This window comes from Winogradskyella vidalii, from assembly GCF_013403955.1.
Classification (GTDB): domain Bacteria; phylum Bacteroidota; class Bacteroidia; order Flavobacteriales; family Flavobacteriaceae; genus Winogradskyella; species Winogradskyella vidalii.
On sequence record NZ_JABFDG010000001.1, the window covers coordinates 603,428 to 622,004 of the forward strand.

An 18,577-nucleotide genomic window follows, 5' to 3' on the forward strand; every position below is an offset into this window, starting at 1 on the left:
CACAAGGACTGTACGGAAGTGCCAAAAAGAAATATTGATTTTAAGAATTGTGATATTCTGAAGTATTCTTGTTTAATTTTGGGATATTGTGAAGTTTTGTAATGTAAAACTAAAGAAATGTAAAGTTTGAAAATTTAATTTTATGGCTAAACTGACAGTATGTCGGTGACAAATGATGTAAAATGAATAAAAAAAGACCTCAAAGGATTGAAATACCTTTGAGGTCTGAGTCTTAAATTATCAATTAATTTAGGCTTGTTTTACTGCTAAATCTCGAGTTAACCATCCTCTTCGACTTGCTGTAGCAATAGCGTAAGGGGTTATCCAGAAGAGTGCAAACGTATAGACAATACTATAGGTATAGGCCCAAATAGATTCTTTTATTTCGTAACGATAGCCAAAGAATAATGCTGAAAATGTTGAAAGTACTAAGATACTCAATAATGTCGATCCAATAAATAATAGTGGATGCGCTAATACAAAAAATAACATGAATAATACAAATGGATAACTCATTAATATTCTAGAAGCTTGACTAATAAAAAGTACTCGACTACCAAATTTACTCCCCTTTTTAAAGTTTGTAAAAACATATTGAGACATGGCGATGTTTTCTCTTACGTTACTTCGACCCCATCTAATAAACATTTTATATAAACCTAAATATTGATCAGGTACGTTAGTATAAGCAACAGCATTTTTTTGAAATAATACATGTTGCCCTTGTTTTAAAATCATATTGGTCATGGCACGATCTTCACCAATATCAGACGGTTGTCCCATGAAAGTTTGGTTAATCCACTCATCTAAACAGTTAAAAACTGCGGATCTTCGGTAAGCAGCTAAAGCACCAGGTGTACATAGCACAGAATTAAGATTGCTTTCTGCAGAACGCACAAATTCAAAACTCATTACAAAACTAACATCCAACATTTTCGGAAGCATTTCTTTTTTGTTGTTTAATACTCTGATGTTTCCTGCAACAGCACCACATTTTTCATCTTTTGTAAATGGGCTTACTAAATTTCTAAGCGTATCTTCAGTAACAATTGAATCACTATCTACTGTTACAAATACATCACCAGTACCAAGATTAAAACCTCTATAAAGTGCATGACGTTTACCTTGATTTTCGGGTTGTTGAAAAATATCTAAACGCGACCCTAATTTTTCTTTGGCATCTTGCATCCATGTCCAAGTGTCATCTACACTACCATCATCAATAGATAATATTTGTATTTTTTCTTTAGGATAATTGCTTTCTGCTAGACTCATTAAAGTATCCCATACTTGTTTACCCTCATTATAGGCGGGTACAATAACAGTAACCGTAGGTAATTCTTTATCTGACACAGAAGCAACAGGCTTGTATCTAAAATAATTATAAGCCGTATATAAAAAAAATAAAGCTTTGTATACAAACAGTACTAATGCGATAGCCATAAAAGTAAATCCTAATGTTGTACTTCTACGGTCAGCGTTAAATTGTTCGAAATCACTATGAAAAACATAGAAGAAATATAAGCCCATACTAATTAATAAAAATGTACTAAATAGCACGACTCTGTTATGGAAGTGTTGCGTTTTTGGTTTACTGCTGAAAAGCAAACTTAAACTATTACGTAATTTTTTAGCTTTCGATATCTTAGGTGAAGGTAATTCTTTTGTTTTCATAAATCTTTGTATAGTTGGATTAACTGATATAGGATTTACGTTGATTTTTAGCTTTTAGATGGAATTTGAGTTTTATTTAACATTTTTAAATAGGATTTTAACTCCACGTTATGATGTAAAGAGGTGTTTAATAATTTGATATATAATGTGTTATTTTTGCTTTTTAACAAAAATTTTAAACCTAGCTTATTATCTAGTTTTAACACTAGAGATGTAGTGATTATCTTTTACAACTTAATTTTTTTTTAATTAATACGTTTCTCTATTAGCGGATAATACTTGTAAATTATTTATGAAACAGATATTATTTGGGAAATAACGAACTACGTTTTGGCCTTTCTTAATAAAGTTTTATTATAACTATTTATTTAAGCTTTAGTTCTTGTTGTTATATGTTTTAAGGGTTTATTTGTTAAAAATGAATCTTGTCTCTATTATATTTTTAAAATTATGTACATAGAAAACCTGCTGTTCTATATATTTTAAAGCTATGGCCATTATTAATAGTCACGTCCAAATTAATGACACTTGTTTATTAAAAGAATGTGTTCCTGTGTTTTTGATGTTTGAATTTATCGTAGTATGTTATACAGTATTTGTTTTGTTAAATAAAGAGCTTATATCAAGCGTATAAATATGTCTATAACTAGAAGTGTTATGTTGAATGCGTTTACGAAATTTTGAAAGGGATAACAGTAGGAGGCTTATGAAGTTAGTAAAAGGATTTTAAGGCATAAAAAAAGTCCATTGAATTAACTCAATGGACTTTTTATTTCTTGATATTATATACGAAGAATTAATCTTCTTTCTTATCATGTCTAGGTTTGCGATCATCACGTCTGTTATCACGTCCACGATTATCTCTTCCTCTGTTGTCTCTTCCTCCACGACTGTTGTTGTCTCTTGGGGGTCTTTCTTTAAATCCTTCAGGTTTTGGTAAAATAGCCTTACGAGATACTTTTTCTTTACGCGTTCTAGAATCGACTCCGAAATATTTGACATCAAATACATCACCCATGTTTACCACATCAGATACGTTTTCTGTACGTTCCCAAGCTAATTCAGATACGTGTAATAACACTTCGTTTCCAGGGGCTTCTGTATATTCTACAACGGCTCCAAAATCTAACATTTTAATAACCTTTACTTCGTAAATACTACCAACTTGAGGTTTAAATAATATAGCATCGATTTTTGCCATAACAGCATCAATACCTGTATTACCAACACCTAAAATTTCAACAATACCTTCTTCAGTAACAGGATCCTCATTAATAACGATAGTTGTATCGGTTTCTTTTTGCATTTCTTGAATCACTTTTCCTCCAGGACCAATTAAGGCACCAATGAATTCGTTAGGGATTCTACGCGAAATCATTTTTGGAGAATGTTCTTTAACGTCTGCATTAGGCGTTTCAATAGTTTCTGTGATTTTACCTAAGATATGTAAACGCCCTTCACGTGCTTGTTTAAGCGCGTTAACAAGAATTTCATAAGACAAGCCTTTTACTTTAATGTCCATTTGGCAAGCAGTAATTCCGTCGGCAGTACCAGTAACTTTAAAGTCCATATCACCTAAGTGATCTTCATCACCTAAAATATCAGAAAGTACAGCATATTTTCCAGAATCTGCATCAGAAATTAATCCCATTGCAATACCAGAAACTGGCTTCTTTAATTGTACACCAGCATCCATCATTGCCATAGTACCAGCACAAACAGTAGCCATAGAAGACGAACCGTTAGATTCTAAAATCTCAGAGACTACACGTACCGTATAAGGGCAATCTTCAGGAACCATACCTTTTAAAGCACGCTGGGCTAAGTTTCCATGGCCTACCTCACGACGTGATGTTCCACGGATTGGTCTTGCTTCACCTGTTGAAAAAGGCGGGAAATTATAGTGTAAGTAAAAACGTTCTTCACCTTCGTAAGACGGCATATCAATTTGATTAGCTTCTCTACTTGTACCTAAAGTTACAGTTGCTAAAGCTTGAGTTTCCCCACGTGTAAAAATTGATGATCCGTGTGTAGATGGTAAATAATCTACCTCACACCAGATAGGTCTAATTTCGTCAGTTTTACGACCATCTAATCGTAAACCTTCATTTAAAGTTAAATCTCTAACCGCTGCTTTTTCAGCTTTAGAGTAATATTTTGAAATTAAACCACCAAAATCAGCTAATTCTTCTTCCGAAAAAGTCGCTTTAATGTCTTCTTTTATTTCTGCAAACGAAGCACTTCTTTCATGTTTAGCAGATGCAGATTTTGCTACAGCATAGACTTTATCGTATGCCATATCATAAACTTTTTTCTCTAAATCTTCATCGGTTCTTTCTGGTTCATACTCGCGGACTTCTTTTTTACCGAATGCTTCAGCTAATTTTACTTGAGCAGCACATTGTACTTTAATGGCATCGTGAGCAAATTTGATAGCTTCAGTCATTTCTTCTTCAGAAATCTCATCCATTTCACCTTCTACCATCATTACTGAATCAGCAGAAGCACCAATCATCATATCAATGTCAGACTCTTCTAACTGTGCACGTGTTGGGTTAATAATGAATTCACCATTAACACGACCAACTCTAGCTTCAGAAATTGGACACTCAAATGGGAAATCTGATAATTGAATGGCAGCAGATGCTGCTAAACCTGCCATAGCATCAGGCATAACATCTTCGTCATGAGACATTAACTGAATCATCACTTGAGTTTCTGAGTGGTAATCTTTTGGGAACAATGGACGTAAAACACGATCCACTAAACGCATTGTTAATACTTCGCCATCACTAGGTCTTGCTTCTCTCTTGAAGAAACCACCAGGGTAACGCCCTGCGGCAGCAAACTTTTCACGGTAATCTACCGTTAATGGTAAAAAGTCTACATCGGCTTGTTTGTAGTTAGAAACAACTGTACATAATAACATACATTTTCCTGACTGTACAACAACAGAACCATGGGCCTGTTTTGCTAATTTTCCGGTTTCAATAGAGATTTCTCTACCGTCCCCTAGGTCAATGACCTCTTTAAAAACTTGTGGAATCATAAATTTTTTAATTCTAATACTGACGCGTTATTGCTCGCCAGAATAATGTTAAACAATGGTCGTTGTGTTGTTGTGTGCTGAAACAATTTCAGCGTAAATAGTTGTTGTTTGCGTGACCAATGAAAAACCGCGAACTCCAAAATAACTTTAGAGTTTTTATGCTATTTTTTTTACGATTGTTATACTCTTACGTTTGAGTTATATAGTAAACAAAAAACCACGCTAAAAAGCGTGGTCTCGGTATGTTTAGATTATTTTCTTAAACCTAATTCCTTAATGATAGCACGATATCTTAAGATATCTTTCTTCGTTAAGTAGTCTAGTAAAGCACGACGCTTACCGACTAACTTTACTAGCGAACGCTCAGTGTTAAAATCTTTGCGATTATTTTTTAAGTGTGCTGTTAAGTGATTAATTCTTGCTGTGAATAAAGCAATTTGTCCTTCTGCAGAACCAGTGTCTTTTGCACTTTTACCGTGCTTAGCGAAAAGTTCTTCTTTTCCTTTTTGATCTAAATACATGCTAATATTATTGTAAATGATTTTTATGTACACGAAAGCCTCTCTTTCGAGCGGCAAATATACTACTTTTTTGTGATTTGAGTTTTTTTTCGTAACTTTTATGAGGTCTAATATCTATTTTAACGCCATACACCCTAACTACTCAACCCTTTTTTAATTGATAATAGCTTTCAGTCAATAATATTTATTAAACGATAATTATGAAAGTTTCAAATAATCGACAGAGCTTCTCTGCTGCTAATGATGTCTTAGAGCGCACATTTAATAATACATATAACGGTATTGCTATAGTGAACTTAGAAGGCAACTGGTTAAAAGTTAACCAAAGTGTATGTGATCTTATTGGGTATTCTCGATCGGAACTCTTTAATATGGACATTGATAGTATTGTTTATGCTGAAGACCTTGGTGTTCATGAAAAAAAGTTTGATAATCTCATTAATGGTAAAATTGATAAATACCGTGTAAAACAGCGTTATTTTCATAAGGATGGTACTATTGTTTGGCTTCACATTTCTGTGTCTTTAGTTTATTTTAAGCAGGGAAGACCTCATTTAATTTGGCAATTTACAGATATTACCAAGCGTCAAAAGAATCATGGGAAATTAAAAGCGATGCTTAATGTTGCTGAAGAACAAAATGAGCGTTTAACTTCATTTGCTTCTATTGTAACTCATAATTTGCGGTCGCACTCTGCAAATTTAATGTCGTTAACTAATTTTTTGGAGGATGATTTTTCTAAATTAAATCAAAATGAAAACTTTCAACTTTTAAAACAGGCTGTTGAAAACTTAGAAGACACGGTGTCTCACTTAACCCAAGTTGCTAAAATCAGAGAAATTGAGGATTCTAAAATGAAAGCTCTTAATTTATATGATTTTGTTAAAAAAGGGATTTATAATATTGTTGCCTTAGCTCAAAATGCCAATGCAACTATACTTAACCATATAGGTGAAGATGTTTCTGTTAAAGGTATAGCGGCCTATCTCGATAGTATTATTCTCAATTTTCTTACCAATGCCATCAAATATAGATCTGATGAAAGAGCTCTTATTATAGAATTAAATTCTGAAATACTAGGTGATTTTATAGTATTAAAAGTTAAAGACAATGGTCAGGGTATTAATTTAGAAAAGTTTGGTGATTCACTTTTTCAGATGTATAAAACTTTTCATTACAATGAAGATGCTATTGGGATAGGGCTTTTCATTACTAAAAATCATATTGAGTCTTTAGGCGGAAAGGTAACTGTTGAAAGTGAGGTGGGAGTGGGTACCGAATTTTCTATTTATTTAAAGCGTGTGCCCAATATATAATAAAAGCGTTTCTCAAATTAGTTATGAAAAACGCTTTTTTTAGTTGATGTTTATCAATGAGGAAGAATTAGATAATATCTATCGTTACTGTTACATCTAAATTAATCAAAACATCGAATGTTACAGGTGTCGCATTAACGGTTCCTGAGATAGAGGCATTAATCGTTGTATCAGTTTCTAAATCATTTGCAATAGCATTAATAACATCTATTTCATTTATTGTATATACAGTATTGTTACTATCAGATTGTTGAAGATTGATATTAGGTAGTGTAATACTAGTAGTGTTAAAAGTTAATGTGCCCTCTGTTAATGTTGCATCTTCAACACCTGAAAAATCACTAATTTCGTAAGTCAGTGAATTTAATGTGACATCTTGAATTAAATCTAAGTTGTTTTGTATGTCTTCATTAGAGGAAATATCTAAGGTGGTAGACTGAGAAATTTCTTGAGGTTCGCCTTCTGAATCTTCAGGAGCAGAAATGATAACGGAGGTTGTGAAATTTTCGGTAACGTCGAATTCAGTTAGCTCATCGAGTTCATCACATGAGTAAGCTGTAATCACCATAAGTAATAAGAGGGTGATTTTTGTTTTAATTGTCATAATAGATTAGTTTTTTAGTGTCATGTTTTGGTGTGTTTAGACACACTAAAATAAAACAGGTTTGAAACGCAATATATGATTTTTCAATATAAAACACTAAAAAAGAGGTTTTTAAACCTCTTTTTTTTGATGTATGTAAAATAGCTATGTCTTAATTATTCTCTTACGGGTTGATTCTTGATTAAATCAATATATAGGTTGACTTGTTTTTTTAAATCTCTACGATGCGTAATAAAATCTAGAAAACCATGTTCTAATAAAAATTCTGAAGTTTGAAAACCTTCTGGTAGTTCTTTTCCTGTAGTATCTCTTACAATTCTTGGTCCAGCAAAACCAATTAAAGCACCTGGTTCTGCAATATTAATATCGCCTAGCATCGCAAAAGAAGCTGTTGTACCTCCTGTTGTTGGATCGGTACATAATGAAATATAAGGAATACCTGCATCTGCTAATTGCGCTAATTTTACAGAAGTTTTAGCTAATTGCATTAATGATAAGGCTGCTTCCATCATACGTGCACCACCAGATTTACTAATAATCATTAATGGTTTTTTCTTTTTTATGGCGTAATCTGCTGCTCTAGCTATTTTTTCGCCAACTACAGAACCCATTGAGCCTCCAATAAAACTAAAGTCCATACAGGCAATCACTAAATCTTCGCCATTAGATTTACCAACGGCAGTACGTACTGCATCTTTAAGTTGGGTTTTTTCTTGTGCAGCTTTTAAACGGTCTGGGTATTTTTTTGTGTCTTCAAACTTAAGTGGATCTTTTGATGTTAAACCAGGATCTAATTCTTTGTATTTGTTATCATCAAACAAAATTTGAAAATACTCATTACTACCAATTCTTACATGATACCCATCTTCTGGACTCACATAAAAGTTTTGTTCTAGCTCTTTAGTATCTATAATTTTACCCGTTGGAGATTTGTACCAAAGCCCTTTAGGGGTGTCTTTTTTTTCTTGTGTTGAGGTGTGAATACCTTTATCTTTTCTTTTAAACCAAGCCATATTTAGGTTACGATTTTGAATCCTTAGACTGTGCTTAGGACAGGTTTACGATTTACGATTATAAAAATCTTTAATCGGTATTTTAATTTAGTTGTTAGTTGCTAAACTAAGTGTGCAAAATTACTATTTTATTAAATATAACTCAAAAATAGCTAAAGTTATCTCTAATAAAGGGAAATCTATATAGATAAAAACCCATTAAAACTCTGGTTTTGAGTTCTAATGGGCTCTAGTAAGTTTGAAAAAAAAATGTTACAAGGTGTCTACATTGTTTAAATCTTCGAATGCTTTTTTCAATCTGGCAACAAAAGCATCTTCACCTTTACGCAACCAAACACGTGGGTCGTAGTATTTTTTGTTAGGAACATCAGAACCTTCAGGGTTACCAATTTGAGTTTGTAAATATTCCTTATTATCTTGTACATAATCTCTAACACCTGTTAAAAAGGCATACTGCATATCGGTATCAATATTCATTTTTATAACACCGTAACCAATTGCTTCCTTAATTTCTTCAACAGTAGAACCTGAACCACCATGGAATACAAAATCGATATGATTTTCTGGTAAATTGTGTTTTTTAGATAAATACTCTTGAGAGTTTTTTAAGATTTTTGGAGTTAATTTTACATTACCAGGTTTGTAAACCCCGTGCACATTACCAAAGGCAGCAGCAATAGTAAATTGGTCACTTACTTTGCTTAATTCTTCATAAGCATAAGCAACTTCTTCTGGTTGTGTGTAAAGTTTAGAATCATCAACATCTGTATTGTCAACACCATCTTCTTCACCTCCTGTAATACCTAATTCAATTTCTAAAGTCATTCCTATTTTGCTCATGCGCTCAAGGTATGTTTTACAAATAGCAATGTTTTCTTCAATTGGCTCTTCAGAAAGGTCAATCATATGAGAGCTATACAAAGATTTTCCTGTTTCTTTAAAATGTTGTTCACTCGCATCTAATAAACCATCAATCCAAGGTAATAGTTTTTTAGCACAGTGATCCGTGTGTAAGATTACAGGTACACCATAAGCTTCAGCCATAAGGTGAATGTGTTTTGCACCTGCAATAGAACCAGCGATAGCCGCTTTTTGATCTTCGTTACTTAAGCTTTTACCAGCATTAAATTGTGCACCTCCATTTGAAAATTGAATAATAACAGGAGCATTTAATGATTTTGCTGTTTCTAATACCGCATTAATAGTATTTGAACCGATGACATTTACCGCTGGTAAAGCATAGCCTTTTTCTTTTGCGTGATTGAAAATATTCTGAACTTCTTTTCCTGTAGCAACGCCAGGTTTAATATTATGACTCATAATTTGTGAATTGAAAATTTCTATTCTCAAAAGTACATAAATTTTAAGAATTTATGGAGGTTGAACGACTATAATATAACGAAAACGATGTAGGTTTGAGTGTGTTAAAAGTTTAAATTTATATTCTATAATCTAATTGCTGTGTGGTTTTTAAAATAAAATTTAAAAAAATGAAAAGGAATTTGAAAAGTTAAAATGGATAGTTGATACCAATATTATAAGCGGCATTTTTAAAGTTGTAATCTCTAAACCAGCGTTTACTTTCATTTTGTGCCGGATCATAGGTTTTGAAACCAATATCGAAACGAAGTACAAAGAAATCAAAATCGTAACGTAAACCAAATCCAGAACCTATTGCAATATCTTTTAAAGATTTAAAATTGGTTAGTGTTGCGGAATCATCAGTAACGTTATCGAGAACATTCCAAATATTACCGGCATCTACAAAAACAGCGCCTTGAAAGGATCCAAATAAGCTAAAACGTTGTTCCGCACTTAGGTGAAGTTTAAAATTAGCTTCATTAAATTCATTGGTGCTTTTTGAACTTCCTGGGCCTAAATTATAAGCGGTCCAAGCTCTATTGTCATTAGGTCCGCCAGCAAAAAAACTTTCAGTAAAAGGAATACTATTAGAGTTTCCGTAGGGAATAGCAATCCCAGCATAACTCCGAAAGGCCAATACGTTTTTTCTTCCTAAATCAACATATTTTACATAATCGACTTCTGTTTTGACATATTGAGAAAACGTCACCCCAAAAACTTCGTAATTACCAGCATCGTTTTTAGATAAGCCTATAATGCTAGATAGGTTAGAGAGTAGGTTGCCACCCAATTCTATACGCCATTTAAAAACGGAGAAGTCATTGTCAAAGATATTATTACGTTTATCTTTTTTATAGTCGAAACTTGTTGAAATAATGAGGTTGTTTTCGGTGAGGCGTTCTTTACGTTCTTCTATGTTGTTTACGGTTACAAAATCTGCATCACTAGGGTTTAAGCTTGTTTCTCCATTTAAAACAGTATCTATAAACACGTCAGCAGGTCCATATTGTGGCGATTCTGTACTTTCTAAGTTTTCGTCAGCAGCAATATAGCCGATGCTACGAGCAATAGCGTTAAGGCTAGAAAACGAATTGGTATATACACCAAAATAGTTACTCGTATTTAAGTTTTTTACATAGTTAACGTTAAATAGTTCTAAGGTGTTGGTAACAGTCTCTGAAGGATACCAATTGAAACTAAAGACACCGGAAAGTGCTTGTTTATCTAGTCCAATATTCTGTTGGCTTGTTGCCGACAGGTTTATTATGGTACTAGGCGACATATATTTTGGAATAATTCTATCGGTATTAAAAGGTGAAAATAACCTAGGGATCGTTAAGCGAATATTACCACCAAACTCATTAATATCAAAGAAATCTGTTTCTTGACTACTTCTACTCTTTGAGGCGCCAATAGCTGCAACACCAGATATTTCAAGGGATTCTGCACCTCTAAAAATATTTCTAATTTTTAAACCCGTACCAAATGAAAATCCGATGGTCTGTATATTACTCGTATTAATTTCTGGGTCAAAATTAAGGCTGTATTTTTTTTTAGGTTCTAAAAATATATTGGCAGTTAGTGTGGTGTCTTCTGGGTTTTCAACAAAATCAATATTAGGATATCTAAACATTTGTAAATCGTTTAGGTAGCGTGATGTTCTGCTTCTGGCCAAATCTGTATAATTATCACCTTCAGAAATAAAAACAGCATCAGTTAGCGCTTTCGGTCTAAACCTTAATTTTTCTTTGCTGTAGAGGGTCACATTTTTGTATGTGGTTGTATCAGTGATTGGGGCATTTCGATTTTCAAAATTATCGTCTGTAAAGATATTAACCGCCTTTATTTTATAGATTTTAAAAGGTGTGGTGGTTGTAGAGTCGTCGCCCCTTATGGTTCTGTTGGCTATAATTATATCGGTATTTACTTTGTTGTTGGTGTTAATGGTATCCATTTCGAACCGAATATAATCTTGCGCAAAATAGTAAAAGCCAGCGTTTCTCAAGTAACTATTAATACGTTCACGTTCGCGCTCATAGTTTTGTTCGTCGTATTGTTCTCCTTTTCTTAATAAGGTGTTTTTGCTGAACTTAGGATATAACGAATCAATTGCAGGACTGCTGATATGGGGATTTAAAGAATCTAAAATATAAGGTTTGTTTTTCTGAACGTTATAAGTGACTTCGGCTAATTTATTGCTGTCTTTTTTTACGTCGAAAGTAATGTCATTATTAAACCAACCTTTACTATAATAGTATTTTCTTAAATTACTGATTGTTTTGATGCTTTTGCTCTCATCGTAAATTACAGGAGCTTCCCCCGTACGCTTTAACCAAGCATTAAAATTGCGTCGCGATTCTGTAAGCTTATCAAATTGCTTTTTAGAAAGTAGAGCTGTTCTGCGTTTTACTTTTGAGGAATCACTTAAAACATTAGCGTTTAAGATGGAATCTATATTGGGTCTTGCAAGATTATATATGTATAGTTTTAACGGAAAACCTAAAAATTTGCGCATTCCTGAATTGGTGCGTTGAACAATTATATTGTTTATTTGTTCATCAGTAACTTTATTTCCGTTTTCAAGGATGGTATTATTGGTAATAAGATGCTCATTAGATTTTACTCGTTTAGCAACGTTACAAGAGCTTAATATCAATACAGACGAAAGCAGAAGTATGTAACGATACAGCGATTTTGTATTGGTAAATGATATTAACGTGGCGTGTTGCAAATTTAAAAGAGGTATCTTATTTTAATACTGTTTATATGAAACAAAAATAATACCATTTCTACTTAAGAAATAGTATCGTGATTTTAATTTTAAAGCAGTTTTAAACCAAAAAAGGTTTACTTTGTAGCTTTAGGTCTATTATGTAACAAATGTAAAGACATTTTAATGAACCCTTCTCAACTTTTTTTTATTTAAGTAAAAAATGAAGTTTTTAAATTCAGGTAAATCCTTTTTTAGTCAAAACGTTATTTCAAAGTCATAATAGAGTTGATGTAAAAGGGTGAAATAATTATGTTGCAGTAAACCAATAAACAATTTAATGAATTCGATGTTATCTAAGAATCAAATTAAGCTAATTAAAAGTTTAGAACAAAAAAAAGGCAGAGTGCAAAATGCTCTGTTTATTGTAGAGGGAATAAAAGGGGTTTCAGAATTTCTAAAATCTAATTATAAGCTGAGACATGTATATACAACCCAATTGATTTTTAATGTCCCAATTGATTTAGTTTCTGAGATCTCTGAGGCAGAATTAAAAAAAATATCAGCGCTTAAAAATCCCAATACAGCTTTAGCTATTTTTGAAATACCCGAAGAGAAAACTTCTGAAGAAGAAGGTTTAATTGTCGCTCTAGATGCTATTAGAGATCCAGGTAATTTAGGGACAATTATTAGACTTTGCGATTGGTATGGTATTAAGACTTTGGTTTGCGGAAACAATACGGTAGATTGTTATAATACCAAAGTAGTACAAGCTACTATGGGGTCTCTAACACGAGTTAATGTGCAGTATTTAGATTTAGAAGCTTATTTAGATTCTAAAAAAACGGAAGTTTTTGGGACGTTTTTAGCCGGTGAAAATATTTATCATACCGATTTACCGACGAATGGTGTTATTGTGTTAGGTAATGAGGCTAATGGAATTTCTGAAGCTATTGCGACTAAAGTAAACAGAAAGCTTACTATTCCTCAATTTGGTGAAATAAAAGCCACAGAAAGTCTAAATGTAGCTAATGCTACAGCAATTGTGTTAAGCGAATTTAAAAGGCGTACTATTATTGAAAAGTAAAATTGATAAAAAGCCCTCTGGTTTGCATTTTTGAAACATTACCAGTCCATGGGCTATTAGGATCTACATCTTTTATGATCTCATCGTTTAAAGCAAAAATACCCCGAATAGAAGGTGTGAATTTGAAATAAAGGAGGTAAATATCAATTCCGAATCCAAGTTCGTAGAAATAAGTGTTTTTAGTCATTCTAAATTCACCTGAACTATTGTCATTAGGATTATCTTGATTACTAGAAAGGTTTAAAGCTGCCGAAAAGCCACCAACAATAAAGGGTTTAATATTATTAATACGTTTAGTAGAGGCTTTTAATAATAAAGGAACATGCACATAAGTTGACTTTACTTCTCTCAACAAATCGGCGTCATTAAATTCCATACCTTGAAAATGGCTTTCATCATAGCGTAAATTTCTTGTAGTGAAGAACACGCCTGGTTCTAATCTTAAATTTAAGAAATTATTAATACGCATATCTCCAACAAGCCCCAAATGAAATCCAAATGATTTGTCTACTTGGATGTCTTCTAAATCTTCATAGTAATCAAAATTAAAATCATATTGGTTAAATCCTAAAAAGTAACCCCACGATAAAAATTTCTCATCAATGTTATCTGGATTATTAGCGACTTTTTCTTTAGTAAAAAGCTGAGCAGAGCCATTCTGAAATGCTAATAAAAATACTAAAAGGACTAAGATTTGCTTCATATTATGCTTTAGATGCGGAGTATATTGTTGCTACTCCCATGGTTTGTGGATTATGTTCCACTTTTATAAACCCAATTTTTCTTAAAATATTGTTTAACGCTTCACCATAAGGAAAAACAGAAGCCGATTCGCTGAGGTAATTATAGGCGACTTTATCTTTAGAGAAAATCTTTCCTATGGTTGGCATAATTAATTTTGTATGAAAATTATAACCTGCTTTATAGATTGGGTTTGTAGGTACAGATGTTTCAAGAATTACAAAGATACCATTAGGTTTTAGGACTCTTAAAATTTCGGCAAGTCCTTTTTCTAAATGTTCAAAATTACGAACACCAAAGGCTACTGTTATGGCATCGAAGGTATTGTCCTCAAAAGGTAAATCTTCAGAATCACCAATAACCATTGAGATAATCCCATTTAAATTTTTAGAACTAATTTTTTTACGACCAACCTCTAGCATGCCATCACTAATATCTAAACCAATAATCTCCTTGGCATTGGTTGAAGCCAAACTAATGGCTAAATCACCAGTTCCTGTAGCGATATCTAAAATGTTTTCAGGCTGCTTTTCGGCAACCATTTTTACAACTTTATTTCGCCACTTTACGTCAATTCCGAAAGAAATGACACGGTTTAAACCATCGTATTCATTAGAAATGGTATCGAACATCTTAGTAACCTGAACCTTTTTTGATTGGTCACTATCCTTATATGGGTTTACTTTTTCAGCCATAAAAATTTTTGGCAAATATACTAAAGAAGTTATTAAGTACTTGAAGTTATACCTATTTAAAGTTACGGATATTTGAAGTTCTAAGTATTCAAAGTTGTAAGTTCTAAAAGTGAATTGTACAAATAAGTATAAGTCAATAAAGACAATATTCAATAAGTGAAAACCTAAAGAAATAGAGGAAGTCATGCGTATTCTAACCGTAAAAAAATATAAAATAGCTAATAAACCGCAACTTTTAGTTGTAATTAGAAGTTCTTAGTATATTTGTTTGTCTATTTCAGAGAAACATGATGAAGCGTACCTGTTCAAAATTTTATCAGTCAAATAACTGATAAATTTCGAACAGCTTGCTATATTAAGTAAAGTCATCATAAGACTTTTGAAATAGCATAAATGAAAATACATGAAAATAATAATTGCTGGTGCAGGTGAAGTAGGGTTTCATTTAGCAAAACTGTTATCTTACGAATCGCAAGAGATTACTTTAATAGATACAAAGAAAGATAGTTTAGCGTATGCCGGTGAACACTTAGATATTAGGACGATACGAGGTGACGCCACTTCTATAGCAATTTTAAAAGATGCTCGTATAGATACTGCGGCACTATTTATCGCCGTAACGTCATCAGAAACGACTAATATTACGGCTTGTGTTTTAGCAAAACAACTCGGTGCCAAACGAACCATTGCACGTATTTCTAACACTGAATTTATTGAGCACAAAGAAACTGTAGGATTCTCGCAATTTGGGATTGATGAGTTAATTTCACCAGAATCACTAGCGGCTTCTGAAATAGAATTGCTTTTAAATCAGTACGGATTTAATGATACTTATGAGTTTGAAGGTGGTGAGTTAACGATGTTGGGTTTACGCTTATCTAGGACGGCTACCTTTGTTGATAAATCGGTTAAGGAAGCAGCGGCCATTTATCCAGAATTAAATTTTATTCCTATTGCAATTCAGCGTTTAGGAACACAATATACTATAATTCCACGCGGTGATACCATTTTTAAGGAGGGTGATAAAGTGGTGTTTATGACCTCTAAAGGTGGTGATGATGAGTTGTTTAAACTATCAGGGAAAGTAAAGGTTTTTATTAAGAATGTGATGGTGCTTGGTGGCAGTCAAATTGGTTATAAGACGGCTAAGGATTTGTGTTCTAGTAAATTTAATGTAAAATTGGTAGAGAGTAAAAGAGGGAAGGCAGAAGAATTAGCAGAAGATATTCCTAATGCTTTGGTTATTTGTGGTGATGGTAGAAACGTAGATATATTAGATGAAGAGAATATCTCTGATATGGATGCTTTTATTGCTGTCACAGGTAATTCTGAAACTAATATTATGTCCTGTCTTTTAGCGAAATCTAAAGGAGTGAAAAAAACCATTGCGTTAGTTGAAAATATGGATTATTACCAATTATCACAATCTATTGGGATCGATACTCTAATTAATAAAAAACTATTAGCTGCCAATAATATCTTTAGGTATATTAGGAAAGGCGAAGTCGTGGCCATGACGAAGTTAACGAATATGAATGCTGAACTTTTGGAGTTTGTGGTTAAGCCAAAAACCAAAATAACAAACAAGCTCATTAAAGATATCAAATTTCCAAAATCAGCTATTATAGGGGGTGTCATTAGAGACGGAAAGGGATCTATTCCACTAGGTAGTTTTAATATTGAAGCAGGAGATCGCGTTGTGGTTTGTTGTTTACCACGTTCTATATCTGAAGTAGAACGGTTTTTCTCATAATAATTATGTCGCGTATAAAACTCAATTATAAAATAATCTTTCATTTTTTGGGCTTGCTGCTATTGTTTAATGGTGGCTTTATGCTTACAGCAACTTTAATTAGTTTAATCTATAAAGATGGTGTTACCTTAAGATTGTTTTTAGCTGGTGTTGTAACCCTTTTAATAGGGGTTATGGTGATGTATAGAACAAAAGACCATCGCAAGGAAATGAACAAGCGCGAAGGGTATATAGTGGTTGCTTTTGGTTGGATAGTGATGTCGCTCTCCGGAGCACTACCTTATGTAGCAACAGAAGCTATTCCTTCTTTCACCGATGCGTTTTTTGAAACCATGTCTGGTTATACGACTACAGGGGCGAGTATTTTAAATGATATCGAGGTGATTCCTGAAGGGGTTTTGTTCTGGCGAAGTATGACGCATTGGATAGGTGGGATGGGAATTATTGTTCTAGCTATTGCTATATTGCCTTTACTTGGAGTAGGAGGTATGCAGTTATTTGCAGCTGAAGCTCCTGGCCCAAGTGGCGATAAATTACACCCTAGAATTACTGATACCGCTAAACGCTTGTGGTTAATTTATGTCGGTTATACAGCTGCAGAAACGATACTTTTACAAGTTGCGGGCATGTCTTTTTTCGACGCCATAAACCATGCATTAAGCACTTTATCAACAGGAGGATTCTCTACCAAAAACGCGAGTGTAGCGTATTGGAATGATAATCCAGCGATACAATACATTATTATATTCTTTATGTTTTTAGCAGGGACTAACTTTGTCTTAAGTTACTACCTCTTTAAAGGTAAGGTTTCAAAGATTCTGCATGACGAAGAGTTTAGACTCTACTTTAAATTTATAGTTGGCTTTACACTTGTTGCAGCACTTTTAATCTACTTTAAAGCTGATATGTCGCTTTCCTCTATAGATCACCCAATGGTGTTAGGTAAAGCAGAAAGTGCGCTAAGACATAGTTTGTTTCAGGTGTTAACTGTGGTTACAACAACAGGTTTTGTTTCTGCAGATTATACGATGTGGACCCCTTTTTTAACTGTTTTCTTTTTTGGAATGATGTTTCTGGGCGGTTCAGCTGGGAGTACTTCTGGAGGTGTAAAGGTAATACGTCAATTGATTTTAGTTAAGAATAGCTTTTTAGAATTTAAGCGCGCCTTACATCCTAATGCTATTATTCCTGTGCGTTACAATGGAAAATCGGTATCTAAAGATATTGTGTTTAATGTGTTAGGGTTCTTTATCCTTTACATGTTATCGTTTATTGTTGGTGCTCTAGTGTTCTCTATGTTTAATATGGATTTTGCTTCTGCTATTGGATTATCGGCATCGAGCCTAGGTAATGTGGGGCCTGCTTTAGGAGATTTTGGTCCTGTAAATAATTATGCTGCCTTACCAGCTTTAGGAAAGTGGTGGGCCTCTTTTTTAATGCTTATTGGTCGATTAGAATTGTTTACCGTTCTGATTTTATTAACCCCTTTCTTTTGGAGAAATCGTTAATTGCTTATAAGTTGTTTCAGTACTTAAGTATGACTTTTTTTTAGTACTGATTACTTATTCGTCTAATGATAATTGCTTAGTTTTTCTGTTGTAATTCAGGGTTATATTTAAAATTCAGGGATATAATTTAGTATTTGTTAATTATTATCCGTATTTTTTCAAAAAGAATAATCCCTCATAATATTATAAATCATGAAATCAATAATAGCACAACGTTTAAAAAACAGGGCTCTAAGTTCTAAAAGATTTCATTTTACAACAAAAGGTTTATTAAATTCAAACTACAAACGTATTGTAAAATACAGTTTTAAAAAGGCACGTAAAAAATCAATATTCGGAATTAGACAACGTATTAAATCACGACAATTGAGCAAGGAAAGCCTTAGAGCTTCTTTGGTATTGAAATTGTCTGTTTTTGTGGGTGTTGCTATTATAATTTTGTTTTAATAATTACAGCCCCTAAGAATTCTATTTAGACGATTTTGTCAATCTTAAAATTACAATCAATTCATAAAAAAAAGTTGCAACATTAACTGCTGCAACT

The 18,577-nt window shown here is 33.1% G+C and carries 14 protein-coding genes; 5 read left to right on the forward strand and 9 right to left on the reverse strand.

The window, feature by feature from the left end:
• Positions 1-249: 249 nt before the first annotated feature.
• From HM982_RS02350 to rpsO, 3 genes are all read right to left on the reverse strand, one after another.
• Positions 250-1,674, reverse strand: a complete 1,425-nt coding sequence (locus tag HM982_RS02350; RefSeq protein WP_179351513.1) for a glycosyltransferase — start codon at positions 1,672-1,674, stop codon at positions 250-252.
• Positions 1,675-2,470: 796 nt separating this feature from the next.
• The gene (locus HM982_RS02355) at positions 2,471-4,723 is read right to left on the reverse strand and encodes a polyribonucleotide nucleotidyltransferase (RefSeq protein WP_179351514.1); all 2,253 of its coding nucleotides are present in this window, start codon (positions 4,721-4,723) and stop codon (positions 2,471-2,473) included.
• A gap of 251 nt (positions 4,724-4,974) precedes the next feature.
• Positions 4,975-5,244: a 30S ribosomal protein S15 gene (gene rpsO, locus HM982_RS02360; RefSeq protein WP_179351515.1), complete on the reverse strand. Its 270-nt coding sequence runs from the start codon at positions 5,242-5,244 to the stop codon at positions 4,975-4,977.
• Positions 5,245-5,444: 200 nt separating this feature from the next.
• Between rpsO and HM982_RS02365 the strand changes: the two genes are divergently transcribed.
• Positions 5,445-6,560, forward strand: a complete 1,116-nt coding sequence (locus HM982_RS02365) for a sensor histidine kinase (protein WP_179351516.1) — start codon at positions 5,445-5,447, stop codon at positions 6,558-6,560.
• 67 nt (positions 6,561-6,627) lie between these two features.
• Here the strand turns inward: HM982_RS02365 and HM982_RS02370 are convergent, their stop codons facing one another.
• From HM982_RS02370 to tamL, 4 genes are all read right to left on the reverse strand, one after another.
• Positions 6,628-7,164: a hypothetical protein gene (locus HM982_RS02370; RefSeq protein ID WP_179351517.1), complete on the reverse strand. Its 537-nt coding sequence runs from the start codon at positions 7,162-7,164 to the stop codon at positions 6,628-6,630.
• Positions 7,165-7,319: 155 nt separating this feature from the next.
• Complete coding sequence (accD, locus tag HM982_RS02375) at positions 7,320-8,177, reverse strand: acetyl-CoA carboxylase, carboxyltransferase subunit beta (protein WP_179351518.1); 858 nt, start codon at positions 8,175-8,177, stop codon at positions 7,320-7,322.
• A 252-nt stretch (positions 8,178-8,429) separates the two neighbouring features.
• On the reverse strand, positions 8,430-9,497 hold the full coding sequence (gene fbaA, locus HM982_RS02380) for a class II fructose-bisphosphate aldolase (RefSeq protein ID WP_179351519.1): 1,068 nt from the start codon (positions 9,495-9,497) through the stop codon (positions 8,430-8,432).
• A 190-nt stretch (positions 9,498-9,687) separates the two neighbouring features.
• A complete protein-coding gene (gene tamL / locus HM982_RS02385) occupies positions 9,688-12,270 on the reverse strand; it encodes a translocation and assembly module lipoprotein TamL (protein ID WP_246296556.1) in 2,583 nt (860 codons plus the stop codon).
• Positions 12,271-12,598: 328 nt separating this feature from the next.
• On the opposite strand from tamL, the gene HM982_RS02390 reads away from it, so the two are divergent.
• Positions 12,599-13,336 carry a TrmH family RNA methyltransferase gene (locus HM982_RS02390; protein ID WP_179352360.1) on the forward strand — a complete coding sequence of 246 codons (738 nt, stop codon included), beginning with the start codon at positions 12,599-12,601 and terminating at the stop codon, positions 13,334-13,336.
• Here the strand turns inward: HM982_RS02390 and porT are convergent.
• Positions 13,323-14,039, reverse strand: coding sequence for a type IX secretion/gliding motility protein PorT/SprT (gene porT, locus HM982_RS02395; RefSeq protein ID WP_179351520.1), 717 nt, complete (start codon positions 14,037-14,039; stop codon positions 13,323-13,325). The two genes, HM982_RS02390 and porT, sit on opposite strands and share 14 nt — an antisense overlap.
• A gap of 1 nt (position 14,040) precedes the next feature.
• On the reverse strand, positions 14,041-14,772 hold the full coding sequence (gene ubiE / locus HM982_RS02400) for a bifunctional demethylmenaquinone methyltransferase/2-methoxy-6-polyprenyl-1,4-benzoquinol methylase UbiE (RefSeq protein WP_179351521.1): 732 nt from the start codon (positions 14,770-14,772) through the stop codon (positions 14,041-14,043).
• Between the two features lie 403 nt (positions 14,773-15,175).
• Between ubiE and trkA the strand changes: the two genes are divergently transcribed.
• The 3 genes from trkA (at position 15,176) to HM982_RS02415 (ending at position 18,480) form a co-directional block, all read left to right on the forward strand.
• Complete coding sequence (trkA, locus tag HM982_RS02405) at positions 15,176-16,525, forward strand: Trk system potassium transporter TrkA (RefSeq protein WP_179351522.1); 1,350 nt, start codon at positions 15,176-15,178, stop codon at positions 16,523-16,525.
• A gap of 5 nt (positions 16,526-16,530) precedes the next feature.
• Positions 16,531-18,033, forward strand: coding sequence for a TrkH family potassium uptake protein (locus HM982_RS02410; protein ID WP_179351523.1), 1,503 nt, complete (start codon positions 16,531-16,533; stop codon positions 18,031-18,033).
• A gap of 192 nt (positions 18,034-18,225) precedes the next feature.
• The gene (locus HM982_RS02415) at positions 18,226-18,480 is read left to right on the forward strand and encodes a hypothetical protein (RefSeq protein ID WP_179351524.1); all 255 of its coding nucleotides are present in this window, start codon (positions 18,226-18,228) and stop codon (positions 18,478-18,480) included.
• The last annotated feature ends 97 nt before the right edge of the window (positions 18,481-18,577 follow it).

Excerpts from the sequence above, each read along its gene's own strand:
- HM982_RS02415 (WP_179351524.1), top strand. The coding sequence starts at position 18,226 with ATGAAATCAATAATAGCACAACGTTTAAAAAACAGGGCTCTAAGTTCT.
- HM982_RS02355 (WP_179351514.1), bottom strand. The coding sequence starts at position 4,723 with ATGATTCCACAAGTTTTTAAAGAGGTCATTGACCTAGGGGACGGTAGA.
- HM982_RS02370 (WP_179351517.1), bottom strand. The coding sequence starts at position 7,164 with ATGACAATTAAAACAAAAATCACCCTCTTATTACTTATGGTGATTACA.
- accD (WP_179351518.1), bottom strand. The coding sequence starts at position 8,177 with ATGGCTTGGTTTAAAAGAAAAGATAAAGGTATTCACACCTCAACACAA.
- rpsO (WP_179351515.1), bottom strand. The coding sequence starts at position 5,244 with ATGTATTTAGATCAAAAAGGAAAAGAAGAACTTTTCGCTAAGCACGGT.
- HM982_RS02350 (WP_179351513.1), bottom strand. The coding sequence starts at position 1,674 with ATGAAAACAAAAGAATTACCTTCACCTAAGATATCGAAAGCTAAAAAA.
- HM982_RS02390 (WP_179352360.1), top strand. The coding sequence starts at position 12,599 with ATGTTATCTAAGAATCAAATTAAGCTAATTAAAAGTTTAGAACAAAAA.
- HM982_RS02410 (WP_179351523.1), top strand. The coding sequence starts at position 16,531 with ATGTCGCGTATAAAACTCAATTATAAAATAATCTTTCATTTTTTGGGC.
- HM982_RS02365 (WP_179351516.1), top strand. The coding sequence starts at position 5,445 with ATGAAAGTTTCAAATAATCGACAGAGCTTCTCTGCTGCTAATGATGTC.
- trkA (WP_179351522.1), top strand. The coding sequence starts at position 15,176 with ATGAAAATAATAATTGCTGGTGCAGGTGAAGTAGGGTTTCATTTAGCA.
- porT (WP_179351520.1), bottom strand. The coding sequence starts at position 14,039 with ATGAAGCAAATCTTAGTCCTTTTAGTATTTTTATTAGCATTTCAGAAT.
- fbaA (WP_179351519.1), bottom strand. The coding sequence starts at position 9,497 with ATGAGTCATAATATTAAACCTGGCGTTGCTACAGGAAAAGAAGTTCAG.
- ubiE (WP_179351521.1), bottom strand. The coding sequence starts at position 14,772 with ATGGCTGAAAAAGTAAACCCATATAAGGATAGTGACCAATCAAAAAAG.